The following is a 25,399-nucleotide window of genomic DNA, read 5'->3' as shown; positions in this document are numbered from 1 at the left end:
GAACCACTGTCTGCATACCGCCAAACATGATGCGCTCGTTTGAGATCCTCGTCGCTAGCGACGAAATTGCGCCCGCCTTCGATCCCGAATCGACCAACCCTTCACCGCATCCCAAGAGACGTCGGGGTGCACGCGAAGTGCTCGACATCTTCATCGGCGGCGTCAACGTGACCGCCCGCGTGGCCGACCGGCAAGCCCCGGCCGTGCTGCGTGATCTGGGGTTGTCACTCGCCCGGCTCGCCCGTCAGCGGCGCGGCAAAATCTTGGTTCGCTTCTACGACGACCCGTGGGAGCTGTGCGTCGAACGCATGGGCAAGGTGGCCGCGCTCAGCGTCTACCGAACCGGCGCCGATCCGTTCGTGGTCGCCTACGACGAACGCGCAAGCTTCGCCGAGATCCACGCCCGCGTTCGCGAAGCCGTGAAAAAGGCCATCGAGCGCGGCTCCGCGCCCGCGGCCGTCGCCGTCGAGCTTCGCGCAGCGGAAGCCGCCCTCGATGCCGTCGACCCCGAGGACCTCACCCTCGAGGACGATCCGCTCTCGGCGCTCACGCCGGTCAGCGTCGAGGTCGAGCGCGACTTCCCCGTGGCCCTCGGCACCGAGTTCATTCTGCGCAAGTTCAGCGACGCCGAGGACGATGCGGCCCCCGTCGAACGGGCGGATCTGCACGCGCTGCTCTTTCGCGGGCGCATTCGTGCCGAGGTGCGCGGGCGCGCCGTGGACCTCGGAGAAGGGCACCCGTTTCTCTTCGCCGAGCGGCTTCTCGCCATGTCGGCCGATGCGCTGCAGGCCTGGGAGCACGGCCAGCCGCAGTACGTCCGCGCGGAGGCTGGCGGTGTCCTCATCGCCGTCCGGCTCTCCACCGACGGCGACGCCGCACTGACCTTGGGCTCCGCCACGCGGGCGCCCGAGCAAAGCTTCACCTTCCCTGCCCTCTCCGTCTCCGACTTGGTGGAGGCGTCGCTCGCCTTCGGACGCGCCCTCTCCCGCGCGGTGTTGCGCCGGGACCGTGCACAATGCACGAACTTGCGGCTAAGCGCCTTCCGCCGCCAGCTCCGCGAGACCGCGGACTGCCTGCGCGACGTCTGCCGCGACGACGCCAAGACGAACCCCACGCCGGAACCGTACCGCGCCTTCGTCGCCGCCTCGCGTCCTTCGCGCTCGCCCGAGGTGCAGGGCACCTCGCAAGCCCCGCCGGCACGTCTGCGTTACAGCGAGCGATGGCGCGCACTCGTACCGGGCATCGACCTGCGCGCGACGTTCCTCTGCGGCGATCGGGTCATCGCCTCGGCGGCCGCGGAGACGTTCTGCCTCGATCGCACCAGCGGCAACGTGCTCTGGCGCGTCCCGACGACCCGCGCGACCAGCGTGGTCACGCCGGGCGGGCTCGCACGCATCTCCGGTGACGGAGAGATCCGCGTGCACGACTTCGGCAACGGCGAGGTCACCATGCGCGCGCAGATCGATCCGCGCCTCGGCGCGCCGCCCGCGGGCGCGGTGGTCAGCCTCCCCGGCCTTCCGCGGCTGCTCATCGTCACCGAGGGCGAGCGGCATCTCTCGGCCATCGATCTGACCAATGGTGAGCCGCGCTGGCGGTTCACGTGGGGACGCGGCGGTGCACTTCGCATGCGGCGCGCGGGCCGTCTCCTCTACATCGCGAGCGGCGACAGCGCGCTCACCGCCGTCGACGTGCAATCGGGCAGCGTCGTCTGGCGCGTGCGGAACCGACTTCGCTTCCGCTCGAGCCCCACGCTCGATCACGACGTGCTCATGGCCGTCGCCGGCGGGGCCAACTCGGCGGCCGAACTCTTGGCCATCGATCCGTACTCGGGCGACGTGCGATTCCAGTGCCCCATTGCTCCGTCCGCTGCCACCGTGGAGGGCGGTCCCCTCATCGCGGGCCGGGTCGTCGCTTGTGCCGTGCGCATGCGCCACGGGTTGCGTCTTGCCGCGTTTTGCCGCGAGACCGGGCGCGAGCTCTGGAAAAGCGAGGGATCCGTCGCCCCGGTGGGGACCTCGTGGCTCGCCGTCGACGGGCTCTTCATCGGAAATTGCCCCACCGGCGAACTCGTCGCCGTGGAGGCGGAGTCCGGTGCCCTTCGCTACCGTCACGTGCTCGGCCGCATGGTGGACTCCGATGTTCCGCGGCGGCTCGAGCCGGTGCTCCGCTCCGGCGCGCTCTTCGTCCCCCACACCGACGTGCACGTTTTTCGACCGCACGACGGCACCGAAATCGCGACGATCGGTCCCTGCGACGCCATTCCGGATCTTCTTCGCGTGGACGAGCAGTGCAACGTCTACGTCGCCGAGGAAAGCGGCCACCTCGTGTCCTTCGCCGTCGGCCCGCGCCTCACGTTGGTCAAAGGCTAAGAGACTCGGTACGTCGGTTGCAGCCTCCCCACCAGGAGGCAGCCATGAAACGAACCCTTCTTATCGCTATGGCTTCGCTGCTCGCCGTCTCAGGCGCGATCGGCGCGACGGCTTGCGACAACAAGACCGCTCAAACGGAGCAGGACCGAGCGGCCGAGGCCAAGCGTGAAGCCGAGCAGAAAATCGAGCAAACGCGGCGTGAGTCGACGACGAAGATCACCTCCGCGCAGCTCGAGGCCGAGAAGAAAGTCGCCGAGGCGAACGCCAACTTCGTGAAGCTGCGCGCCGAGACGCTGCAGAAGGTTCAAAGCGACGCCACCGACGTCAACCACCGCATCGATCAACTCGAGAACGATGCGCGCAAGCGCACGGGCGCGGCCAAGACCGAATTGGAGCAGAAGCTCCAAACCATCCGCGCCAAGCGCGATGCCTACCAGTCGAGCACGGACAGCCTGGAGCATGCCACGTCGCAAACCTGGGACGACGCGAAGGCGCGCACGCAAAAGGCGTGGGACGACCTCAAGTCCTCCGTCGACGACGCCGTGCCCATGCGCGAGCGCCTGTCACCGAACTCGAACCCCCGCCCCATGACGCCCTAGCGAACCTCGTGCATGAGTTTCTGCACGGGGCGCACCAAGAAGAAGAGCAACACGGCGCCGACCGCGGAGCTGGCGACGAAGATCATGAAGTAGTTCGTCGGGGTGACCTTGCCCCACGACTCGCCGATGCTTCCGCCGATGTACTGTGCGACGGAGTTCGACAGGAGCCACACGCCCATAAACAGTGAGGCGAACCGGGTCGGCGCCAACTTCGTCACCATCGACAGGCCCACCGGTGAGATGCACAGCTCACCAAAGGTCGCGAGGACGTAGCTCAAAAAGAGCCAAAAGCCGGTCACGCGGGCTGCGTCGCTCGACTTCGACAGCTCGCGCACTGGCTTGCGCCATTCGGCGGGGGCTCCCTCGCTGAGAAGCGCGACCCGCGACGGCGGGTCGATGGGCTTCTTCACGCTGAGCGTGCCCGTCGCGGCATCCCACGTGGCTCCGTTTTCCGCCAGCGCGGCGGCGGGCTGATAGTCCGCGGGCACGCCCTCGAGCTTCGCCGACACGGGCTTGTCCGCCGTCGCCTTGGCGGATTCCGCGACGAAGGACTCCACGCTGCTGACGTACTTCGGGTCTGCGCTCTGCTTGAGCAAATCGTTCACCACGAACGAGGCGAGCACACCTTGCGTCACCAGCTCGTGCTTGGCCTGATCGTACGTGAGACGGCCCGCATTGAACTTCGACAGATCGATGTTCGAGGGAACCGCGCCGAGCGCCACGCGCGACTCGCCCGTGTTCTCCGTCGCCGTGGCGCCCACCATGGCGAGCGACGACAGGGCCATGAACACCATGGATACGCCCATCTTCATCGGCGTCGACGGCTCGCGCCCGATGCGATTGAGGCGCAACCACAGCCACGCGAAGAGCGGTGCGAAGAGGACGATGCTGATGCCGTTGATCGACTGGTACGCCTCGGCCTCCATGTCGAAGAAGACGACCTTGCGCACGGTGTGATAGGCCGCCCACAAATTGAGCGCGTTGCCCGCCTGCTCGAAGGACATCCAGAAGAGCAGCATGAAGACGAACAAGACGAAGATGACGATGCTCTTGTCGCGCGAGGCGCCCTTGATGCTCAGGAGGCTGAACGTCATCCACACGGCGATGCCCGCCACAGCGATGGGCATGATGATGCCAGTCACCGGCACCTCGCCCTGCATGAAGCGGTAAATGAAGAGCACGGGGATGACCACGGCGAAAAGAAGGCCGGTGATGATGATGAAGGCGCGCCCCAAGGTCGGTGCCAGCCCCGTGGCCGCCGGCTTGGCCTCGTCCTCTTGATCCTTCGCGGCGCGCGAGGTCACGGGCTCGTCCTTCTTGACGATCTTGGCGCCGACCTCCAGGCTGTTGCCCGCCGCGAGCACATCGCGCTCCACTTGCTTTCGGAAGAGCACGAAAATGAGCAGGCTAAAGATCATCCCCACGCCGCACGCCCCGAAACCCGCGTGATATCCGTAGTTGGCGCGCAGCCATTGGCCGCACACGATGGGTGCGATCAGACCGCCGAGGTTGATGCCCATGTAAAAGATGGTGAACGCACCGTCGCGCCGACCATCGCCGGGTAGGTACATGCGTCCGACGAGGGTCGTAATGTTCGGCTTGAAAAAACCGTTGCCCACGACCAGAAGACCGATGCCCGTATAGAAGAACGACAGCGACTCCGTCGTCAGGAAGAACTGCCCGATGCCCATCAAGATGGCACCGATGACGATCGACAGCCGCAATCCCAGATACCGGTCGGCGATGAATCCACCGAGGAGCGGGGCCAGATAAACGAGGCTCGTGTACCACTTGTACACGCTGGAGGCCTCCGACGGCTGCCAGCCGTGGTGATCGATCAAGTACAGAACGAGCAACGCTCGCATGCCGTAGTAGCTGAATCGCTCCCACATCTCCGTGCCGAACAGCACGTACAGACCGCGCGGATGCTTTTGCGACGCGGTAGGCGATGTACCCGAATTTTCGGGCTGCGTTTGGACGGGCAAAGGGGTGAGATTCGACTTGGCTGCTGTACTCATACGCGCGCGAAACGAGAAACCGACGAGCCTGGACTGTCAAGGTGGATCTGGGCGTAAGCTAGTCAGATCGTGACCCCGCCCCGCACCTCTCGCTCCGTGCCGCCGCCCGAAACCGCTATGACGCATAGCCCCACGAGTGAGTCATCGCACGACGATGACGCGCACATGCTCTCGCGCCTTGGTTATGCGCAAGAGCTCTTGCGCGCGATGGGAGGCTTTTCCAGTTTTGCGATCAGCTTCTCCATCATCAGCATTCTCACGGGCATCATGACGACGTACGCCGTGGCCCTCGGCGGCGGCGGGCCCGCAGCGTTGGGCTATGGATGGCCCATCGTCAGCGTGGGGACGTTGATCGTGGCCATGGCGATGGGAGAGCTTGCCAGCGCCTTCCCAACGGCCGGTGCGCTCTACCACTGGTCGGCGCTCCTCGGCGGGCCGGGGTGGGGATGGTTCACCGCGATGATGAACCTCGCCGGCCAATGCGCCATCGTCGCCGCGATCGATCTCGGGTGCGCGCAAGCCATCGCGGGCACCTTGCGTTTGCCCCCGAGCGCGAACGTGCCGCTGCTCTTCGCCGTGCTGCTCTCGCATGGGCTCATCAACGCGTTTTCGGTGAAGCTCGTGGCCTGGCTCAATAGCTTTTCGGCCACGGTGCACATCGTCGGTGTGATCATCATCGTGGGCGCGCTCGTGCTCTGGGGCCGCGCGCAGCCGGTGTCGTTCCTCGGAAAGACGGGATTCACCTTGCGCGAAGACGGCAATTACACGCTCGGCTTTCTCAATGCGCTCGTGCTCGGGATGTGGACTTTCACTGGCTACGACGCCTCCGCCCACGTCAGCGAGGAGACGCACGATCCCGCGCGGCGGGCGCCGTGGGGCATCGTCTCGTCGGTCGCGGTCAGCGCGGTGGCAGGCTATGCGCTCATCGCGGGGTTGACCCTCGCCATCGTCGATCTGCCGGCGACGGCCAACGACAAGGAGCCGCCGCTCTACATCTTGCGGCACGCCTTCGGGGAGACCACGGGTGACCTCACCATGGGCCTCGCCGTCGTGGCGATGTGGTTCTGCGGTCTCTCCAGCGTCACCAGCGCCTCGCGCATGCTGTTCGCCTTTTGCCGCGACGGCGGGCTGCCTGGCTCGGCCACGTTGCGGCGGGTAAGCCCGTCGCACAAGACGCCGCTGTTCGCGATTTTGGCCTCGACGCTCGGCCCCTTCCTCCTGGTGCTGCTCACGTTGCCCTTCAGCGACAAAGTGTTTCTCGCCGTCGCATCGCTGGCCACCACGGGCCTCTACCTCTCGTACGCCATGCCCATCGCCCTGGGCATCCATGCCCGGGCCACGGGAAAGTGGCGCCATCGTGGTCCCTGGAACCTCCGAGGTCTGGGCATCCCGATGGCCGCATGCGCCGTGGCCTGGTCGCTGGCCGTGCTCGTCATCTGCTGCCTTCCGCCCAATTGGAATGCCGCCGTGATGCTCGGTTCGGTCGTGGTGGTCATCCTGGCGCTGTATTTCGTGTTTGCGCGAACCCGATTTGCCGGCCCGCAGGTCTCCATCGTGGGAATCGAAGCGTCGTTTGACGCACGCAGCCAATCCGACCATTCCTGAATTGCCGGACAGGCCGCTGCACGGCTGCACGGGCGGCCCCATCTAAGGTATTCTTCGCGGCTTAATGGCAACCGCGAATCCGCCCGTCTCCCAGACCAAGTCGTTCAGTACCGTCTTCCTCATCGAGCTCTGGGAGCGCTTTGGCTATTACGGCATGCAGGCCGTGATGGTCGTGTACATGATCGAGAAGCTCGGCTTCTCGGACAGCAAGGCCAACCTCACGTGGGGCGCCTTCACGGCGCTGGTGTACGCGGCACCGGCCATCGGCGGATGGGTCGGCGACAAGGTTCTCGGTTCGCGGCGCACCATGAGCCTGGGCGCGATCATCCTGGCCATCGGATACTTGCTGCTGTCCGTGCCCTCGGACGATATTTACTTCCTCTACTGGGCGCTGGGCGTGGTCGTCGTGGGCAATGGCTTCTTCAAGGCCAACTCGGGAAACCTCGTGAGAAAGATCTACGAGGGCGACGATTCGAAGATCGATGCGGCGTTCACCATCTACTACATGGCCGTGAACATCGGCTCGACAGCGTCGATCCTGCTCACGCCGTGGATCAAAGTGCACTGGGGATGGCTCTCGGCCTTCGCGGTGTGCTGCGGCGGTCTCGTGGTGGGCCTGGTGAATTACTTCTTCATGCGCCGCACGCTCGCACACATCGGGTCGCCGCCCGACAACGAGCCGGTCAACAAGACCAAGCTCGCCATCGTGCTGGGCATCGGCTTCGTGACCACGTTCCTCGTGGCGTTCGTGCTGCAGAACCAGGGCGTGGCCAAGGCGTGCATCTGGCTGGCGGGCATCATCGTTCTTTCGATTTTCGCTTACCTCATCGCCAAGGTCGATCGCAGCGAGCGTGCGGGCCTGCTCGCGGCCCTCGTGCTCACCGCGCAGACGCTCCTCTTCTTCATCTTTTACCAGCAGATGTCCACGTCGCTGACGTTGTTCGGCGTGCGCAACGTCGACCCGAATTTCTCCATTTTCGGCATTCACCTCTTCACGTGGATCCCGGAGCAGTTTCAGGCGCTCAATCCGATTTGGATCATGGTGGCGAGCCCCATTCTGGCCTGGGCGTACACGGCGCTGGGCAAGCGCGGGAAGGATCTGCCCATCGCGGGCAAGTTCGCGCTGGGCTTCGTGGTCGTGGCCATCGGCTTTTTCATCTACGGCATCAGCGGCAACTTCGCCGTAAACGGCATCGTGTCGGCATGGTTCATGGTGTGGGGTTACGGTTTCTATTCGCTGGGTGAGCTCTTCGTGAGCGCCCTCGGCCTGGCCATGATTGCGCGCTACGTGCCCGCCCGCATGGGCGGCTTCATGATGGGCGCGTATTACGTGGCGACAGGTCTTTCGCAATACATGGGCAGCGTGATCGCCAACTTCGCCAGCGTGCCCGAGGACATGAAAGATCCCGTTCAGAGCTTGCCGCTCTACACGGCCCTGTTCAACAAGCTGGGCTTCCTCGCCGTGGGTGGCACTTTGCTCGCGATTCTGCTTCTGCCGCTGATGAAGCGCCTCTCCGAGAGCCACCACGGCGCCGCCGCGCCGGTGAAGGATGCGGCGGCCGCGGAAGCGGCGGAGTGAATCAGCGAGAGGGCGGGCGCGCGTAGCGGGGATCGGCGGCCGGGAACGGGATGGCGGTGTCGCGCAGGTAAAGTTCGCGGCCGTCGTATGGAACGAAGGTGTCGCCCGCTTCGGCGAAGAAGGCGACACCGATGACGCCGACGTTGCGTGCGCTGCCGGTCTTGGAGGCGTAGGAGTCGGCCACGCTGGCGAAGCGGAAGGCGGCCACGACGTTGCTGCTCTGGCGGAAGCCGTCGATGGTGAGCGTGGCGAAGGGCATGAGCACGTAGCCGCGGTTTTCCAAGGTGCCGGGGCGGCCGTTGATGACGTCGAGGCCATCGACGGTGGCCACGGCCTCGAAGCGATGATCGGTGTGGTTCGTGAGGACGATGCTGTAGCGATCCCCCGGGTGGCCGACGACGAGGGTGCGGTCGCCCAGCTTGACGGCTTCGAGTGGATCGCCATCCTCGTCCTGGATGGAGACGGTGATGGCGCCGCCGCCGGTGACGTAGTCGCGACCCCAGCTTCGGTGCGCCACGTGTGCGGCCAGGGCATCGACGCCGTGGCGGTCGTTGTAATTCAAGGTGGCCATCGCGAAGGGGCGGCTTCCATCGGCGCGGGTGAAGTGCACGTCACGCACGCGGGAAACGCGCGTCTCGCCCCACTCGGTGCCCAGGCCAGGTCGCTCCCTCGGCGGCGGCGCCATCGGCTCCGCGGCCGGAGCGGGCGCCCGTGACTCGACGGCGCCGCCGGCGGATTCGGAGGCGCTATCCTGCGACGAGCGATACGATTTGGCAGCTGGAGCCGGAGACGATGCCGGTGAGGGACCGGATCCGTAATCGGATTCTGCCTCGATGGCCTTGGGTGGTGGACTCGAATTTCTCTCCCCACCACAAGCGCCGAGCGAGATGCAAAGGAGACAAACGAAGACCCGCAGCCAACGCGTGGACATGGAAGAACCCTCCGATGCTGCGGAAAACGGAGGGCGCGGCAAAACCTTACACAGCATAATGCGAAGGATGCGCGCCTTCGTTGCGCTCGACCTGGATCCGGGCACGCGGGCTCGTTTCGCCGAGTCCCTCGCGGACCTGCGTGCATCGCCTTCGTCGCGGAGCCTGCGCTGCGTCGATCCCGAGCAGATGCACCTCACCGTGAAATTCCTGGGCGACATTTCGCAGGAGCAGGCCGACGCCGTCGCCCGGGCGATGCAAACGCTGGCCACCGAAGCGGCGCCGCGCATTCACGGCGCCACCTTCACCGGCTTTCCGCAACCGGGGCGCGCCCGCGTGCTCGCCTTCGAGCTCACCGACGATGGCCGCTCGGCGCGCCTCGCCTCCCTCGTGGAGGACGCGCTCGCGCCGCTCGGCTTTCCGCGGGAGACCCGCCCGTTTCGTCCCCACGTCACCCTGGCGCGGTGCCGGCAACCCATCGATGCCCGCACCTTCAGCGTTGCGCCAATCGCACTGGATGCGGCGTGGGCCGGGCTCACGCTCTACCAGAGCCACCTCACACCGCCGCCGCCTCGTTACGAGCCGATCCATCGACTCTCACTCGGGCCCCCTCGCCTCACGCCCGCTTGGGACTAGACTCCTCCCCCATGGCCCGACCCATTCTTGCCGTCCGTCCCCTGGGGTTTCCCTGGGAGACACCGGATCCTTTTCTCTTTTGCGTCCATCACCGTGATGCCTACCCCGCGGGCAACGAGCACATGGGGCCCGCGGCGTCGCTCGCCGGGCGCAACCTGGGCCAGGATTTCGAGCTCAAAGATGGCTGGCGCATGTACCACGGGGATACCGTGCCGGGCTTTCCGCAGCACCCGCACCGTGGCTTCGAGACGGTCACCATCGCGCGGCAAGGCTACATCGATCACTCCGATTCGTTGGGTGCCGCGGCGCGCTTCGGCCCGGGCGATGTGCAGTGGCTCACCGCGGGGGAAGGCGTCGTGCACTCGGAGATGTTTCCACTGATCCATCGCGATGCGCCGAATACGGTGGAGTTGTTCCAGATTTGGCTGAACCTCCCCGGCGAGGACAAGCTCGCGCCGCCGCATTTCTCCATGCTGTGGAACAGCGACGTGCCGCGCGCGCCCTTCGTCGACGGCGCAGGCCGCACCACAGAGGTCACCATGGTCGCGGGCACGCTCGACGGCAAGCGCCCGCCGTCACCGCCCTCGCGCTCCTGGGCCTCACGGCCCGATACCGACGTGGCCATTTGGTGCATCCGCATGGAGCCTCGGGCCACGTGGACCTTGCCGCGTGCGGCGCATCCCGCGGCCGTGCGGCAGCTCTATTTTTTCGAGGGCGATACCTTCCGCGTCGCGGACGACGTCGTCGATCGGCATGCGGCCATTCGGCTCGACGCGGGCGCCGACGTTTCGCTCGCCGCGGGCGAGATGCCGTGCGAAATGCTCCTTCTTCAGGGCCGGCCCATCGCCGAGCCGGTGGTGCAGTACGGCCCTTTCGTGATGAACACGCGCGCCGAAATCGAGCGGGCCATCCAAGACTACCAGCGGACGCAATTCGGTGGATGGCCCTGGCCCAAGAACGATCCCGTTCACGCGCGCGACGCCGGGCGCTTCGCACGCCACGTCGACGGCCGCATCGACAAGCCGACTCGCTGAGCCGCGGGGGAGCGACTCGAGAATTTTCACAGGAAGACGGGAAGGGCTTACGGCCCCAGGCGTCGCGGAAGGCTTTTTATTGGGGTTTTCAGTTGGCCCACCGAGCCAATTGAAAACAAAAAAACTTCCCGTCTTCCCGTCTTCCTGTGAAGACTCTCCTCCGGGGCCGAGCTATTCGACCGTGAGGAGAACGCTCTTCATGTGCGGCTCGCCGCCCGCGGCCACGGGAAACTCGCGCGGCAGCGCCAGGTCTTTCATCTGGCGCACCTGCCGCCGCGCGGTCTCGGCACCTTTCGCCACCAGCTTGCGAAAGCGCCCCGGCGAAATGCCGCGGTGGTTCGTGCATGCCAGGATGCGGCCGCCGCGATCGAGGACGGCCAGCGCATTGGCGACGAGCTCGGGGTAGTCGTCCGCCGCGACGAAACGGCGGTTGCGCGTCTTCGAGTAGCTCGGCGGATCGACGATGATCAAATCGTACTTCTGCCCGCGGCGTGCCATGCGCGCGAGCCAAGCGAAGGAGTCCTCGGCGTGGAACGTGTGGGCGTCGTTGGGCAGCAGCCCCAGGCGCAGCATGTTGGCGCGCCCCCGCTCGAGCGCCACCATCGATGCATCGACGCTGGCCGTGGACACCGCACCACCCAACGCCGCCGCCACGCTGAAGGCGCACGTGTACGAGAAGAGATTCGCCACGCGCAGCCCACCGGAAAGGCCACGCACGCGCGCGCGGTTTTCTCGCTGGTCCAAAAAGATGCCCGTGGAGAGACCATCGCCCAGCCGCACCAAGTAGGAGATGCCATTCTCCAGAACCGCAAACTCCTCGGGCGCGGCCGTGCCCCGCACCGGCTCGCGCGGGGCAAGCTCGTCGCGCCGCGTGTCCACCAAGGTGTTCGCCTGCCGCGGGCGCCGCTTCACGTACACGCCGTCGAAGCCCAACGTGGCCAGCCGATCGAGCACGCGATCGCGAAACGAGGGGTCGTCGTCAAGGTGAAACTCGGCCACCAAATGATCGCCGTACGCATCCACCACCAGGCCCGGAAGGCCGTCGCCCTCGCCGTGGACCAAGCGAAACGCGGTATCGCCCTCACTATGGCCCAGGATGTACCGCCGCAGGATGGCGCGATCCAGCGCACTGACCACGACCCGCCCGTCGCCGGACATTTCCTCGCGGGAGGCGCCTTCCGCAAGCCATGCCTCGAAGTCGTGCGGCAGCGGCGCCGCATAGGTCACGCGCTTCTTCGACGAGGGGTGCGCGAAGGAAATCGCTTGCGCATGCAACAAAAGCCGCGGCGCATACTCCCCGCCGTAGAGCGTATCGCCCGCGATGGGCGCGCCGGCGTGGGCGAGCTGCACCCGCGCCTGGTGCATGCGCCCCGTCTCCAGCACCAGCTCGAGCAGCGCACGCGGACCTTGGCGCTTCTTCACCTGCACGTGCGTCACCGCCAGCTTCGGCTTCTTGTCCTTCTCCGAAACCAGCTTCTCGCGCAGGGTGACCCGGTCTTTGCCCTTCGGCCAACCCGTGACGCAGGCGATGTAGCGCTTTTCGACGTGGCGCCCTTCGAACTGCCCGGCCACCGCCGCATTGTGCTCACGCGCGCGGGTGAAGACCATCACACCCGACGTGTCCTGATCGAGCCGCTGATGCACGCCGAGGTACGGCTCGCCAAAGGCTTTGAGCCGCGTCACCACGTCGTCGGGGTGTGCGGGATCGGCCGCTTGGCTGGGGATGCCCGCGGGCTTGTCGATGACCAGGAGCGCATCGTCACGATGCACGACCCAATCGTCGCGAAAATGGGGAAAAATTGTTCCGACGTCCAACGTCAATGGTCCGGCTCGATGCCCGTCTCCTTGTGGTCGACCTGCCCGCGGTCGACCTGGCCGGGCGGCGCGTGACCATACACCCGCTCGAGGCGATCCAGACCGCGTTTGTGCAGCACCAAGGTGACTTGCTCGGTCGAAACCACGTCGCCGCATTGCACACGCACGGTCACCGGCAGCTTGTAGCAGCGCGGGGCATCGATGAAGCGCACGCGACGGGGCGCCCGATCGAGCACCGGCACCTGTTTCACGGGATCGTCCAGGCGCGCGAACAGCGGCGAAAAGTCGTAGCGGAACACGTGCTTGATGCGACGCACCCCCGAGGCACCGAGCCCGGGCTGCGGCGAGACGGTCCCTTTGTGCATGTAGCGCAGCAAGGTGCCCACCAACGAGGCGCCGCTTTCGGGGTTGAGCGGATCGGGCCGGCGGCTGGTCACTTGGTCGAACGACTCGCGCGCGCTCACGATGACGTCGCGCTTGGGCAGCCGGCGCGCCGGCGCACGGTAGCGGGCCACGCGCTGCGCGTAGAAGCGGTGCACGTTGCCCGCGATCCAGGCGCGGCCAAATTCCTTGATGCGATCCTTCACCGCATACACGAGCCCCGCGAACACGGCGACCATGACGATGCCCGAGCCCACTTGGCTCTCCGTCGTGGGCCGGTGGTTCACCAGCGCGATCTGCCAGGCGAACGCCCACGTGGAGGCCACGACCGCCACGAAGGCCGCCACCCAATGATGGATGCGATCCGCCACCTGGTAGATCTCGGCCTCGAGGAAGAGCACCTCCTGGAAGTGCTTTTTCAGCTGGCTCGCGCGATCGAGGTACTGCTCCAACGTGGACGGCGACATGGGGTCGGCGTTCACGTAGCCCTTGCTGGCGCGGTAGGAAAGCTCGCGCCCGAGGGCGTCGGCCACCTTGGTGCCCACGGTACTGACCACCGCCGGGAAGGCCTCGAGGCGGGGGGATTCGGACTCGAGCAACGTCTCCAGCGCGCGCACGATGCCGGCGAGCAACTCGAGCAGACGCACGCTCGCGTATTCGTCGACGAGGGCGCGCTCGCGCACCAGCTCCTGCGCCTCGCCCGATGCCGCGATCGTCAGCTTTTTCCGTGCATCGACGACCATGGCCAACGCGGCATCGACCCAGATCGAGAGCGTGGCCTCGAGCTCCTCGATCGGCTCCGGGCCGGACAGCGAGATGGCGAACCGGCAATGCCGCGCGAAGCCATCACTCGCACGCGCAAGCCGATTGGCCAAGGCCACGGCGCCGCGGCGCAGTGAATCGATGGTGACCACCTCGGGCACGCGGATGGTCTCGGCCGGGCCATCGAGCCGCGTGAACGACTGCAGCTGGTCCCACGGGGCGTGGCGCGCAAAGGCGTTCGATGGGATGTCCAGCTCGACGTCGATGACGTACTGGACTTCGTCACGTTCAGGCAGCGGGACGGACACACTCCACTCGAGGCGGGTCGCGTCGTGGATGCCTACGCGCACCTCGACGTCGGGACTCGCGGTTTCGAGCTCTGCGGTCGCGGATCTTGCCGCGGGTTCTGCAAGCGCACTTGCGGGCGATGCTGCCATCTCTCGTTGTTGTGGAGTCTGCCTTTCAGAGATGCTCGAGAAGCACAATGTGTGCAAGGGAAATATGACCGACAATCAGACGGAAATCCTCAAGAAAAACTGACGCATTGAACTCGTCCGTTGCCGACCTATCTTACCCGCCCATGAGTGACGTCGCCTCCCGCATCCAGGACCTGGTCCAAACGAACCATGTCATCCTCTTCATGAAGGGGACCAAGAACTTCCCGCAGTGCGGCTTCTCCAACGCGGTGGTTCAGGTTCTCAAGAAAGAAGGAGTCCCCTTCGAAACGGTCAACGTGCTGGCCGATCCGGAGATTCGCCAAGGCATCAAGGAGTTTTCCAACTGGCCGACCATCCCGCAGCTCTACGTCGACGGGAAATTCGTCGGCGGTTGCGACATCGTGACCGAGATGCACACCACCGGCGAGCTGTCAAAAGTTCTCAAGGGCTGATTCGCAGTCGCGACGTCGCGACTCCCGAGCCTGCGAAGGGCCAATTTCGCGGATATTTCCGTTGTACCCATTGTTTTTGTGGCGCGGATGGAGTCGTTGCTGGATTCTGCCGCGCCATGTTCGTCCGTCGGGGGCTCGTCCCGCTCGTTCTCGCTTCCTTGTGCATCGCCACCTCGGCCTTTGGCCAGGAGGCATCTGACGTCGTTCGCCTGAAGAACGGCAGCATGATGCGCGGCACCATCGTGGATCTCATGGTGGGTGATCACGTCGAGATCCGGCTTGGCTCGGGTGAGACGCGGCGCTTCCCGATGGCGGAGGTCGACTACGCGGGCCCCGACAAGACGGCGCCGGCAGCGCCCCCGCCGACGGCCCCCCTTACGACGATCCCGACGACGCCGCCACCGGCCCCTTCACCGCAGACCGAGGAGCAGCCGAAGCCCCGATCCAAGCTGAGTTTCGTGGCCAACGAGCCCGGCGTGGTGGTCAAATCCCTCGTCAGCCAGACGAATTTCGAAGGGCATGGCTGGTCGTTTGGCTGGGGCAACCACGTCGGCGGCCCCGTGCTGTTCTCCGGCAAAGGAAAGACCTACGCGAACGTCTGCGCCGCGCCCTGTGAGGCCGAAGTTCCCAAGGGCGAGCAGACGCTCGCGGTCTCTTACGAAGGGCGAAAGCCCATCGACGTGCCGCTCATCGTGCGTGGGCCATCGAAGATCCAAATCGACTACACGTCCAACTTGGACGTGCGCGTCGCGGGCCTGGTCATCGGCATTGCGAGCGTCGGCGGCGGCATCGCGGCGGCGGTCGTGGGTCACAATCAAGGAGACATCAACTGTGGCCAGGATAGCGCCGGATCTTACCGTTGCCGCGAAACGGAGCGGGACTACACCATGATTGGCGTGGGCCTCGGCGTCGCCCTCGTCGGCGGCATCGTTGGAACGATCATGGCGCTTACCCACGACGAGGCCAAGCTCACCGTCGCGCCGCCCGAGTCGAAAACGGCACAGGCCCCCTCGACGACGTCAGCCCGCGCGGATGCCGTCGAACATTAAGTTCATCGCCGCGTCGACCCAACGGCGCCGCGCATCGGCGTCGGGCATGCCGAGCGCGCGGCGGGTTCCTTCGAAGATGAGCGCCACCAGCACCTCCGCGGTGGCGCGCACATCGAGGTCCGCGCGCAAGAAGCCTTTGTCGACGCCGTTCTGAAGAAAGATCGCCGTCTGCAGCGTGTACGCCTCGATGACATGGGCGAGGCGATCCATGTCGACGGCCACCGTCTGCTCGTGGAAGAAGCGAAGCAGGTGCGGCTGCTCCTCCGCGAGCGCGAGCCACCGGTGCAGGATGCGCATCGTCTGCGCGCGGTAATCCTCGATCGAGTTGCTCGCCCTCGGGTCTTCCTCCAGCCCGATGGCGGTGAAGCGCATCATCACCCGGTCGAAGACCTGCAAGGCGATGTCGTGCTTGTTCTTGAAGTAGCGGTAGAACGTCCCATGCCCCAGCCCGAGCTCGTCGGCGATGTCGGCGATGCCCGCCGCGTGGTAGCCCTTGCGCGCGAAGATACGTTCGGATGCGTCGAGGATCTCCTCGCGGCGCTGGTCGAGTTTCTCGGTCTGGAGCCTTCGCCTCATGCTGGGAACCACGCATCTAGCATCGATGCGCGGCGCCGGGGATCCATGAAGTTCGCCCCCATGAGCGCGAGCTCCGGCGCCGTCGGCTCGATGCGCAGCACACGTTTTCCGGCGCGCTCGCAAGGACGCACCTCGCGCTCGAGCGCCGCGGACATGACATGGCGCAGGCCGCGCTCGAAGAACTCGCCAATGGACGAAGCGCGGACGTAGCGCGTCGATGTCATCGGAGAGATGACGTACACCTCGTCGAGCGCCTCGTGCGCCACCAAATCGAGGGACGTGGCCGAAACGGCGCCGCCATCCATGTACCGGCGGCCGCCAATCGCGATGGGCGCGTACCAACCGGGCACGGCGCACGACGCGCGAACGGCCTCGCGCGAGCTAGTGTGCTCATCGCGACCGAAGGCGACGCGCTTGCCGGATTCGCAGTCCACGGCCACGACGAGGCAGTTCGGATGTTCGACCCATCGGCCTTCGGGAACGAGGCGGTCGATCGACCGCGCCAGCGCACTGCTATCGCCACGCCCCTCGGGCAAGAGCCCCACCATGGCGGCATGGATGGGGATCTCGCGGCGCAGCCCGGCGCGGACCATGGGCAAGGACAGCGGGCGCCAACGAGGGGTCGGCGGCAGGTGATCGCGCGCATCGGGTGCGACGCCGCGGTGCACGCTCTTGCGGAGCGACTCGAGCAGATCGGACGTGCTCACCCCCGCGGCCAGCGCGGTCGCCAAGATGGAGCCCGCCGAGGTGCCCATGAGCAGATCGGCCTTGCGCGGATCCCAACCGGTCTCGGTTTCGAGACGGCGCAGGGCACACACGGTCCAGGCGTAGCCGACGACGCCGCCGGCACCAAGCACGAGTCCACGCCTCATTCTGCCGCCATTCCCACTTCGAGCGCGGCGCCGGAGCCTTGTGCACGCACGGCAGTTTCGTATTCGGTGCGCGCACGCTCCGTGGCGCCGCCGAGCATGCGCTCGGAATCGACCGCGTTGATGATCCAGCGAATGAGCGCGCGGGGAGCCGCGGCATAGAGCGGCACGAAGGCACGGAAGGCGCGCGGCACGACGACGTCGGGTTGGCGCGTGCGCACGCTGTCGACGATGGCGCACGCGACCTCGTCGGGATCGCGAGCGAAGAGGCCGTCGAGTGGAATACCGGCGCTGAGGCGCGTTTTGATGGCGGCAGGCATGACGGCGGTGAGGGTAACACCGGTGCCGTCGATCTCGTGCCGAACTGCACCGGTGAGGCCCACCGTCGCATGCTTGCTCGCGACGTAGGTGGCCATCCAGGGCACCTCGAACTTCCCCGCGAGCGATGCCACATTGACGACGTGCCCTCGCCCACGGGCGATCATCCGTGGCAGCACGAGCTTCATCCCCAGCGACGTTCCCCAATGGTTCACGCCCATGGCCGCCCGGTCCGTCTCGTCGGACTCCTCGAGAAAGCGCCCGGTGGGCATCACGCCGGCGTTGTTCACGAGCACTTCGATGGGCCCCACCTCGGCCTCGACCGCTGCGACGAAGCGCTCGAACGACGCCCGCCGCGCGACATCCAGCTCGAAGCCCCGCGCGTACGGCCCCAAGGTGCACGCTGCCTCGCGGGCGGCATCCCCATCGAGATCGCCGATGCACACGAAGGCGCCCTTCTCGACAAAACGCCGCGCCGTCGCCAGGCCGATGCCGCGTGCACCGCCAGTGATCGCCACCACCGCGCCCTCCAGCGCAATCGGTACGGGCGCACGCCGCACGGGCGAACTCTGGTAGTGGAGCTCGTAGCGGTCGGCGTCGAAGCGGCGCATGCGGCGTTGCATGTCGATGGTCGTCCACGGGTAGATGGTGCTGTTCTTCCCGTGATCGTCGAGGTAGTAGCTCGCGCAGCCGCCCGCATTGAACACGCTGGTGGACAGCGCCGCTTGCACGCGCTGGTTCCAGGCATGCTGCGCGCCCGGGCGCACGTCGATGGAGGCGATGTGCTCGCGGCGGGCGGTGGCGATGGCGTCGGCGATGTAACGAGCTTGCGCCTCGATGATGGTGAACGCCGAACCGTGGCCGTTGCCCGTGTTGGGGCCGATCATGCAGAACGCATTGGGGAAGCCGTGGCACGTCGTCCCGAGGTACGCGCTGGGGCTGCCGCGCCACACGTCGTCCAGCGTGCGTCCCCCGCGCCCGACGATGCGCTTGGGCACCGACGAATCGGTCACGTGAAAGCCGGTGCCGAAGATGATCGTGTCCACCTCGCGCTCGATGCCGTCGGCCCCCACGATGCCGCGCTTGGTGATCTCCGTCACCGCCTGGGGCACGACCTCGACGTTCGGCGCCTGCAGCGCGGGGTAGTACGTGTTGGAGAGCAGGAGGCGTTTGCACCCGAGGGTAAACTTCGGCGTGAGGGCGCGGCGCAGTTCGGGATCGCGCACTTGGCGGCGCAGATGCGCGAGGCCGATGCGCTGAACCTGCTGCATCGCCGCGGGGTTGCGCTGGGCGATTTGCAGCATCTCCGTGAGGGCATAAATCGTCCCGCGCAATCCGCGGCGCACGAGCGGCACATGATCCAGGACCCAGGTCTCGGCCTTGGGGATGCGATGATCGAGCTTGGGAAGCACCCACGGCGCGGTGCGCTGGAAGAGCACGAGGCGCTCGGCTTTGGGCTGAATGTGCGGAACGAATTGAATCGCCGACGAACCGGTGCCAATGACCGCGACGCGCCGGCCGGTGAGATCGCGATCGTGACGCCACTGCGCCGAGTGAAATGCGACGCCACCAAACGCGTCGAGGCCGGGCAAGTCGGGAATGCGCGGCTCGTGCAGCGGCCCTTGGCCGAGCACGATGAACTGCGCGTCGTAGATGCCGTTGTTCGTTTCGACCCGCCAGCGTTGCCGATCCTCGTCCCAGACGCCGCGAAGGGCCTCCGTCCCGAAGTGCACGTACGGCAGCACGCCATGCCGCGCGGCCACGTCCAACGTGTACTGCTGGATCTCCGGCTGCGGGGCGAAGACGCGGCTCCAGTCCGTCTTGGGCGCGAACGAATACGAGTACAGGTGCGAGGGCACGTCGCAGGCGCAACCGGGGTACGTGTTCTCGCGCCACGTCCCGCCGAGCTGAGCCGCTTTCTCCAGAACGATGAAGTCCTTCACCTTCTGCTGGAGAAGGCGAATCGCCATCCCCAGGCCCGAAAAACCGCCGCCAATGATGAGAACCCGGGTCGACGTGGTCTGCATGGGTCAAAAGAATGACACGTCATTCCGTTAATTCAAACCCAATTGGACGGCTCCCAGAGAGAGATTCACAGGAAGACGGGAAGACAGGAAGGTTGAGAGGGTTTTCCGATGGGCCCAGCAAAACCCAATAAAATTCCCTCTGATCTTCCCGTCTTCCCGTCTTCCTGTGAATTCTCTCCTGGTTCTTACATGTTGAGGCCGCCGTCGACGTCGATGGTGCGCCCGTTGAAGTAGTCACACTCGAGGACGAACTTCACGGCGACCCAGATGTCCTCGGGCAGACCGATGCGCGCCACCGGAATCGCGGCGACCAATGCATCGCGCGCCTTCTGGTTCATTCCCTGCGTCATCGGCGTCTCGATCATGCCGGGCGCGATGGCGCCGACGCGGATGCCGAAGGGCGCGAACTCCTGCGACCACGTGCGCGTGTTCGCCGCCAACGCGGCCTTGGCCGCCGAGTAGTTCGACTGCCCGCGGTTGCCGTAGCGCGCGATGCTCGACATGTTCACGATGACGCCGGGCTTGGTCCCCGTTTCGGCCATCTTCTTCACGGTGTCGCGCACCACCAACGTGGCGCCGGTGAGGTTCACGCCGATGACCGCGTTCCATTGCTCGAGGGTCAGCGTCTTGATTGCGCCCGTCTCCCGGTCCTTCTTGACGAGGAGACCATCGCGCAGGATGCCTGCGTTGTTGATCAGGCCATTGAGTCCGCCCATGGACGCATGCGCCCATTCGACCAACTCGGCCACTTCCTTCTCGTCAGCCACGTTGACCTTGCGGCTGTGGATGCGCGCGGCCAGCGTACCGGGATCCGTAGCCCCTTCGCGTGACTCGGCAACGATCGCATCCCGATCGACTTCGAGCACGTCCGCGATCGCCACGTGCGCCCCCGCCTGCGCGAGCCGCACGGCGAAGTGACGGCCCATTCCCTGCGCTCCACCCGTGATGATGACCTTCAGCTCGTTCAATTTCATGGTTTGCCTCTCGTCTACGTTTCGTTCCTTACCGTGCTTTACCGTGCTTTGAAGCGAGTGAGAGCTACCCAAGCGGAAAAAGTTCGAGTACACCTGGCGCCGTGAGAACCCGCTTTCTTGTCGTGGCCTTCTGCGTTTTCGGCGCCCTCGGAGCAGCATTTGCTCCCGGATGTTCCAATCAGGCCGAGGGAGAACGCTGCTCCATCGACAACGGCAATTCCGATTGCGAGTCGAACCTCGAATGCGTCTCCGTCGGAAACGGCCCCTCGGGCTCGCAGTTCCGCTGCTGCCCGAACCCGCGCACGTCGTCGTCGTCGGCCGCGTGCCGTGGCGAGACCACCGCGAACGACGCCACCACGCCGACCGACACGGGCGCGCCAGGCGACTCGGGCTCGGATGCCGATGGGCAAACGCAAGACAGCGGGCAAGACGCACCGGTCGACGCCCCGAGTGACTCTGGAACCGACGCCGACGCCGCAGGCTGACCATCGACGAACCCGCCCACGAAAGGGACGCGCATGCCCATCGGATCGCTGATCCAACATGCACAAGAAGCGCTGATGCTTACGGTCGCGCTTTCCCTCCCTGTCGTGGCCGCAGCCGCCGTCGTGGGCTTGCTGGTCGCAGCCTTTCAAGCCGCCTCCCAGATTCAGGACCCAACTTTGGCCCATCTGCCGAGGCTGCTTGCCGTCATCGCCGTTCTCGCGATTTTGGGCCCGTGGATGGCCCACGAAGTGGCTGCATACGCCGCGAGGGTCTTTCTCATTGCACGCGGGTGATTGACCTCTAGCACACGTTTTGCTACGTCCGCCAAGTGACTGAATCGTCACTCAGTCGAATGCGACGGACAGCCGCCACCCCCCCCGCCACGCCCACCAAGCCGAATTCGAGGCGCGCCGAGAGTGCGCCCGCTGGTTTGAAAGCCGGCTCCGGCAAGCCGGAGGCCTCTGCGTTGAAAGTCGGCTCCGGCAAGCCGGAGGCCTCTGCGTTGAAAGTCGGCTCCGGCAAGCCGGAGGCCTCTGCGTTGAAAGTCGGCTCCGGCAAGCCGGAGACCTCCGGGTTGCCTACGAAGCCGCCGCGCACGCGCGGTGGCGACAAGCGCGAGCGCATCCTCGCGGCCGCCGTCAAAGTCTTCGCCAAGAGCGGCTTTCACGGAACCCGCGTGAGCGAGGTGGCCAAGGCCGCGGGCGTCGCCGACGGGACGATCTACCTGTACTTCCGATCGAAGGACGAGCTCCTCGTGTCCTTGTTCGAGGACCGGGTCGACAAGTTGCTCGTGCACATGAACGCGGAGCTGTCGAACCTCCCCGACGCCCCGGCGAAACTGCGGCGCGTGATCGAGCTGCAGCTCGGTTTGCTCGAGGGCGAGCGCGATCTGGCCGAGGTCATCACGGTCATCATCCGGCAATCGTCGAAGCTCATCAAAGAGTACGCCGCGCCCAAGTTCGGCGCGTACCTGGATGCCATCGCGCAAGTCGTGGTCGAAGGTCAGAACGCGGGCGACTTCCGCAAGGACGTCTCGCCGCACCTGGTGGCGCGGGCCACCTACGGGGCGCTCGACAGCATCGCGCTGCTCTGGGCCTTGGGTCGCGCGGAGCAAGGTGCGCTGGTGCGCTCCGCCAAGCAGCTCGCCGACGTGCTTCTGCGCGGACTCTTGCCGTGAGGGAAAAACAGCTTCGGCGCCGCGCCGAGCTCCTGCGTGAGGTACGCGCGTTCTTCGACGGGCGCGACTTTCTCGAGGTGGAGACGCCGCTCCTCATCCCCTCCCCCGGCCTGGATTTGCACCTGCAAGCCTTCCAGGTGGGGACGCGCTACCTGAGCACCTCACCCGAGTACCAGATGAAGCGCCTCTTGGCCGAAGGCTACGAGCGCATCTACCAGATCACGCGCGCGTTCCGCGAAGGGGAGTTTGGCTCGCGGCACAACCCCGAGTTCAGCATGCTCGAATTTTACCGGGCGAACGCAGGGGTCGAGGACGTGATGAAGGACACCGAGGACCTCGTCGAGGCCGTGACCGGCGGCGAAGTGGTGCTCGGCGAGCGCCGCATTTCGACGCGCGCCCCCTTCGCGCGCATGACGGTGTGCGAGGCCTTCGAGGCGTACGCGAAGGTCACGCCGGACGAGACGCTGGAGATGGCCGGCTCCGACGAGGACCGATTTTTCTTCACCTTGATCGACCAGGTCGAGCCACGCATCGCGGAGCTCGATCATGCCGTGTTCCTCACCGAGTACCCGGCACCGCAGGCGTCCCTCGCGCGCAAAAAGGCAAGCGATCCGCGGGTGGCCGAACGGTTCGAGGCGTACGTGGCCGGCGTCGAGCTCTGCAACGGCTTTGGCGAGCTCACGGATCCCATCGAGCAGCGGGCGCGCTTCGAGCAGGATCAACGCGAGCGAAAAGCCCGCGGCCTGCCGGTGTACCCCATCGACGAGCGATTCCTCGAGGCGCTCGAACGTGGGATGCCCCCTTCGGGCGGCAACGCCGTGGGGCTGGATCGCCTGATTGCCGTCGCGTCGGGCACGACGGAGATCCGCAACGTGATGGCCTTCGCCGACGACGAGTTATAGCGTTACGGCCGTCATGCTGAACTTTGGTGAGGCGCAGCAACGGGTTTTGGCGATGGCACCCCGCATGGGTGCAGAGCGCGTGGGCCTCGAGGAGGCCGCCGGGCGCGTGCTGGCGGAAGACGTGCTCTGTCCGGTCGACGTTCCCGCGTTCGACGGCAGCGTGATGGACGGCTACGCCGTGCGCGCGGCGGATTTCGCGGGCGATGGGCCTTGGGAATTTCCGGTGCGCGGTGAAAGCCGTGCCGGCGAGCCGCTGGATGCGCTCACACCGAACACCGTGGCGCGCATCTTCACGGGTGCGCCGCTGCCGGCGCAGGCCGACGCCGTGGTCATGCAGGAGCACGTGGAACGCGACGGCGACCGCGCGCGGTTCACGCGCACGGTGAACTCGGGGCACTTCGTGCGCAAGCGCGGCGACGACCTGCGGGCGGGCTCGGTGGCGATCGCCAAGGGCACGCGCCTGCGACCGGCCCACGTGGCGCTGGCCGCCACCGTCGATCGCGCATGGCTCACGGTGACGCGGCGTCCGCGCGTGGTGCTCTTGGCGACGGGCGACGAGCTTCGCTCCCCGGGCACACCCGGCCCCGTGGGGTCGATTGCGGAGTCGAACACGCTCGGCCTCGCCGCAATGGCACGGCGCGCGGGCGCGACCGTGGCCGTGGCGCCGCTGGTGCCGGACGATCTGAACGCGACCATGCAAGCCTTCGAGGCGGCGCTCGCGGATGCCGACGTGGTCATCTCGGTGGGCGGCGTGAGCGTGGGCGATCACGATCGCGTGCGACCGGCGCTCGAGGCGATCGGCGTGCAGCTCGATTTTTACAAGGTGGCGATGAAGCCGGGCAAGCCGCTGGCGCTGGGCAAGCGCGGGAGCACGGTGGTGTTGGGGCTCCCGGGCAATCCCGTGTCGGCGATGGTGACGTTCGCCTTCTTCGGCGTGCCGCTGCTGCGCGCGATGCAGGGCGACGGCGATCCCCTTCCCCGCTCATGGCGGGCGCGAACCGGCCGAGCGATCACCCGCGAGCCGGGGCGGCTGGAGTTCGCGCGGGCATCGCTGGTGCGCGAGGGGGCTTCGTGGATCGTGACGAGCTTGGAGAACCAGGCGAGCGGCGCGGTGGCGATGCTGGCGCGCGCCAACGCCTTGATGGTCGTACCGGCGGAGCGAACGGAGCTCGCCGAGGGAGAGGACGTCGAGGTGTATTTGCTGGAGGAACTCGGGGCATGAAGCTGACGCACTTGAATGACCAGGGCGAAGCCCACATGGTCGACGTTGGCGCGAAGGACATCACCGTGCGACGGGCGTCTGCGCACGCGCGGGTGACCATGCAGCGCGCGACGGTGCGCCTGATTCGCGCGGGCAAGGCCCCCAAGGGCGACGTGCTCGCGGCGGCGCGCATCGCGGGCATCATGGCGGCGAAGCGCACGCCGGAGTTGATTCCGCTTTGCCACGGCATCGCGCTCACGCGCGTGACCATCGAGCTTACGCCCCGCGGCGACGGCGTCGACATCGCCTGCACCACGGAAGCACGCGACCGCACCGGCGTCGAAATGGAGGCCATGGTCGGGGCGAGCGTGGCCGCGCTCACGCTCTACGACATGCTCAAGGCAGTGGACCGCGCCATCTCGTACGAGGTGGCGTTGGTCGAGAAGACCGGCGGCAAGAGCGGCGACTACACGCGAAAGCCGAAACGATAGGAGCATCCATGCTGCTCGACATTCGAGAAGAGCCTATTTCGTCGGACGAGGCCGTGCGCGACGTTTCGCATGCGGGCGCCGGCGGCGTGACGACGTTCCTCGGGGTGGTGCGCGAGCAGAACGAAGGACGCGCCGTCGTCAAGCTGGAGTACCAAGCCTACGTGCCCATGGCCCGCGCCGAGCTCGTACGCATCGCCGAGGAAATCGAGCGCGAGATCCCCGGCGTGCGCCTGGCCGCGCTCCACCGCGTCGGGGCCTTGTCGGTCGGCGACATCGCCGTCGTCTGCGCCGCGAGCGCCCCCCACCGCGGCGAAGCGTTCAAGGCCTGCCGCCTGCTCATCGACCGCATCAAAGAGCGCGTCCCCATCTGGAAACGCGAATACGGCCCCGAGGGCGCCTGGTGGGTCGGCTGGGTCGACGCCCGCTGCGGCCACGATCACGAGCACGGCCACGACCACTGATCAGGCGCCGCCCGAAACCGGCGGGATCAGCGCGAGCACGTCGCCGGGCTCGAGGATCTCGTCCTGCGTGGCGAACGCTTCGTTCCGGGCGATGCGAACGTGGCCCATGCGGCCGGCCAGCTCGGGATGCACCGACGCGATGTACGTGTAAAATGCACCAACCGTGGCGACGTCGCGGGGTAGCTCCAGCGACTCTTCGTCACGGCCGACGAGCTCGCGCACCGCTGCGAAATAGAGAACGCGTACGTGCAT

24 protein-coding genes are annotated in these 25,399 nt (G+C 66.4%); 15 read left to right on the top strand and 9 right to left on the bottom strand.

The genetic code is table 11. The features are described from left to right. Positions 1–26: 26 nt before the first annotated feature. Positions 27–2,369: a PQQ-like beta-propeller repeat protein gene (locus tag LVJ94_11610; GenBank protein ID WXB07876.1), complete on the top strand. Its 2,343-nt coding sequence runs from the start codon at positions 27–29 to the stop codon at positions 2,367–2,369. Positions 2,370–2,413: 44 nt separating this feature from the next. After that, a complete protein-coding gene (locus LVJ94_11605; protein ID WXB07875.1) occupies positions 2,414–2,968 on the top strand; it encodes a hypothetical protein in 555 nt (184 codons plus the stop codon). Here the strand turns inward: LVJ94_11605 and LVJ94_11600 are convergent. After that, entirely contained in the window at positions 2,965–4,986 is a 2,022-nt protein-coding gene (locus LVJ94_11600; protein WXB07874.1) for a peptide MFS transporter, read from the bottom strand. The two genes, LVJ94_11605 and LVJ94_11600, sit on opposite strands and share 4 nt — an antisense overlap. Before the next feature lie 165 nt (positions 4,987–5,151). On the opposite strand from LVJ94_11600, the gene LVJ94_11595 reads away from it, so the two are divergent. Both LVJ94_11595 and LVJ94_11590 read left to right on the top strand, forming a co-directional pair. Continuing rightward, positions 5,152–6,591, top strand: coding sequence for an amino acid permease (locus LVJ94_11595; protein ID WXB07873.1), 1,440 nt, complete (start codon positions 5,152–5,154; stop codon positions 6,589–6,591). A 64-nt stretch (positions 6,592–6,655) separates the two neighbouring features. After that, positions 6,656–8,170, top strand: coding sequence for an oligopeptide:H+ symporter (locus tag LVJ94_11590; protein ID WXB07872.1), 1,515 nt, complete (start codon positions 6,656–6,658; stop codon positions 8,168–8,170). A 1-nt stretch (position 8,171) separates the two neighbouring features. On the opposite strand, the gene LVJ94_11585 is transcribed toward LVJ94_11590, so the two are convergent. Beyond that, the gene (locus LVJ94_11585) at positions 8,172–9,101 is read right to left on the bottom strand and encodes a hypothetical protein (GenBank protein WXB07871.1); all 930 of its coding nucleotides are present in this window, start codon (positions 9,099–9,101) and stop codon (positions 8,172–8,174) included. 67 nt (positions 9,102–9,168) lie between these two features. Here LVJ94_11585 and thpR point away from each other — a divergent pair, with 67 nt between their 5' ends. Next, positions 9,169–9,735, top strand: coding sequence for an RNA 2',3'-cyclic phosphodiesterase (thpR, locus tag LVJ94_11580; GenBank protein ID WXB07870.1), 567 nt, complete (start codon positions 9,169–9,171; stop codon positions 9,733–9,735). An 11-nt stretch (positions 9,736–9,746) separates the two neighbouring features. Continuing rightward, positions 9,747–10,769 carry a pirin family protein gene (locus tag LVJ94_11575; GenBank protein ID WXB07869.1) on the top strand — a complete coding sequence of 341 codons (1,023 nt, stop codon included), beginning with the start codon at positions 9,747–9,749 and terminating at the stop codon, positions 10,767–10,769. 171 nt (positions 10,770–10,940) lie between these two features. Here LVJ94_11575 and LVJ94_11570 read toward each other — a convergent pair whose 3' ends face one another. Continuing rightward, on the bottom strand, positions 10,941–12,539 hold the full coding sequence (locus tag LVJ94_11570) for a class I SAM-dependent methyltransferase (GenBank protein WXB07868.1): 1,599 nt from the start codon (positions 12,537–12,539) through the stop codon (positions 10,941–10,943). Between the two features lie 47 nt (positions 12,540–12,586). Beyond that, positions 12,587–14,164 (bottom strand): hypothetical protein, encoded by a 1,578-nt coding sequence (locus LVJ94_11565; protein ID WXB07867.1) that lies wholly within the window; start codon positions 14,162–14,164, stop codon positions 12,587–12,589. Positions 14,165–14,307: 143 nt separating this feature from the next. Here LVJ94_11565 and grxD point away from each other — a divergent pair, with 143 nt between their 5' ends. After that, positions 14,308–14,616, top strand: coding sequence for a Grx4 family monothiol glutaredoxin (gene grxD / locus LVJ94_11560; GenBank protein WXB07866.1), 309 nt, complete (start codon positions 14,308–14,310; stop codon positions 14,614–14,616). A 116-nt stretch (positions 14,617–14,732) separates the two neighbouring features. Next, entirely contained in the window at positions 14,733–15,665 is a 933-nt protein-coding gene (locus LVJ94_11555; GenBank protein WXB07865.1) for a hypothetical protein, read from the top strand. On the opposite strand, the gene LVJ94_11550 is transcribed toward LVJ94_11555, so the two are convergent. From LVJ94_11550 to LVJ94_11535, 4 genes are all read right to left on the bottom strand, one after another. Next, positions 15,636–16,241: a TetR/AcrR family transcriptional regulator gene (locus tag LVJ94_11550; protein ID WXB07864.1), complete on the bottom strand. Its 606-nt coding sequence runs from the start codon at positions 16,239–16,241 to the stop codon at positions 15,636–15,638. The genes LVJ94_11555 and LVJ94_11550 overlap by 30 nt on opposite strands. Then, complete coding sequence (locus LVJ94_11545; protein ID WXB07863.1) at positions 16,238–17,113, bottom strand: patatin-like phospholipase family protein; 876 nt, start codon at positions 17,111–17,113, stop codon at positions 16,238–16,240. The genes LVJ94_11550 and LVJ94_11545 overlap by 4 nt, the downstream gene beginning before the upstream one ends. Further along, positions 17,110–19,455 (bottom strand): SDR family NAD(P)-dependent oxidoreductase, encoded by a 2,346-nt coding sequence (locus LVJ94_11540; GenBank protein WXB07862.1) that lies wholly within the window; start codon positions 19,453–19,455, stop codon positions 17,110–17,112. Before LVJ94_11540 ends, LVJ94_11545 begins: the two co-directional genes overlap by 4 nt. Before the next feature lie 185 nt (positions 19,456–19,640). After that, positions 19,641–20,429, bottom strand: a complete 789-nt coding sequence (locus tag LVJ94_11535; protein WXB07861.1) for an SDR family oxidoreductase — start codon at positions 20,427–20,429, stop codon at positions 19,641–19,643. A 101-nt stretch (positions 20,430–20,530) separates the two neighbouring features. Between LVJ94_11535 and LVJ94_11530 the strand changes: the two genes are divergently transcribed. The 7 genes from LVJ94_11530 to LVJ94_11500 all read left to right on the top strand — a co-directional run bounded on the left by LVJ94_11530 (position 20,531) and on the right by LVJ94_11500 (position 25,147). Then, complete coding sequence (locus tag LVJ94_11530; protein ID WXB07860.1) at positions 20,531–20,914, top strand: MSCRAMM family adhesin SdrC; 384 nt, start codon at positions 20,531–20,533, stop codon at positions 20,912–20,914. A 33-nt stretch (positions 20,915–20,947) separates the two neighbouring features. Then, positions 20,948–21,208: a flagellar biosynthetic protein FliQ gene (locus LVJ94_11525; protein ID WXB07859.1), complete on the top strand. Its 261-nt coding sequence runs from the start codon at positions 20,948–20,950 to the stop codon at positions 21,206–21,208. Positions 21,209–21,381: 173 nt separating this feature from the next. Continuing rightward, positions 21,382–22,092, top strand: coding sequence for a TetR/AcrR family transcriptional regulator (locus LVJ94_11520; protein ID WXB07858.1), 711 nt, complete (start codon positions 21,382–21,384; stop codon positions 22,090–22,092). After that, the gene (genX, locus tag LVJ94_11515; GenBank protein ID WXB07857.1) at positions 22,089–22,994 is read left to right on the top strand and encodes an EF-P lysine aminoacylase GenX; all 906 of its coding nucleotides are present in this window, start codon (positions 22,089–22,091) and stop codon (positions 22,992–22,994) included. The genes LVJ94_11520 and genX overlap by 4 nt, the downstream gene beginning before the upstream one ends. 13 nt (positions 22,995–23,007) lie before the next feature. Next, the gene (locus LVJ94_11510) at positions 23,008–24,216 is read left to right on the top strand and encodes a molybdopterin molybdotransferase MoeA (protein WXB07856.1); all 1,209 of its coding nucleotides are present in this window, start codon (positions 23,008–23,010) and stop codon (positions 24,214–24,216) included. After that, positions 24,213–24,686, top strand: coding sequence for a cyclic pyranopterin monophosphate synthase MoaC (gene moaC, locus LVJ94_11505; protein ID WXB07855.1), 474 nt, complete (start codon positions 24,213–24,215; stop codon positions 24,684–24,686). The genes LVJ94_11510 and moaC overlap by 4 nt, the downstream gene beginning before the upstream one ends. Before the next feature lie 8 nt (positions 24,687–24,694). Continuing rightward, entirely contained in the window at positions 24,695–25,147 is a 453-nt protein-coding gene (locus LVJ94_11500; GenBank protein ID WXB07854.1) for a molybdenum cofactor biosynthesis protein MoaE, read from the top strand. Here the strand turns inward: LVJ94_11500 and moaD are convergent, their stop codons facing one another. After that, entirely contained in the window at positions 25,148–25,399 is a 252-nt protein-coding gene (moaD, locus tag LVJ94_11495) for a molybdopterin converting factor subunit 1 (GenBank protein ID WXB07853.1), read from the bottom strand.

Source organism: Sorangiineae bacterium MSr11367, from assembly GCA_037157805.1.
Classification (GTDB): domain Bacteria; phylum Myxococcota_A; class Polyangia; order Polyangiales; family Polyangiaceae; genus Pendulispora; species Pendulispora rubella.
Note: the sequence above shows the minus strand (reverse complement) of the source record. Positions and strands in the feature narration are given on the sequence as shown.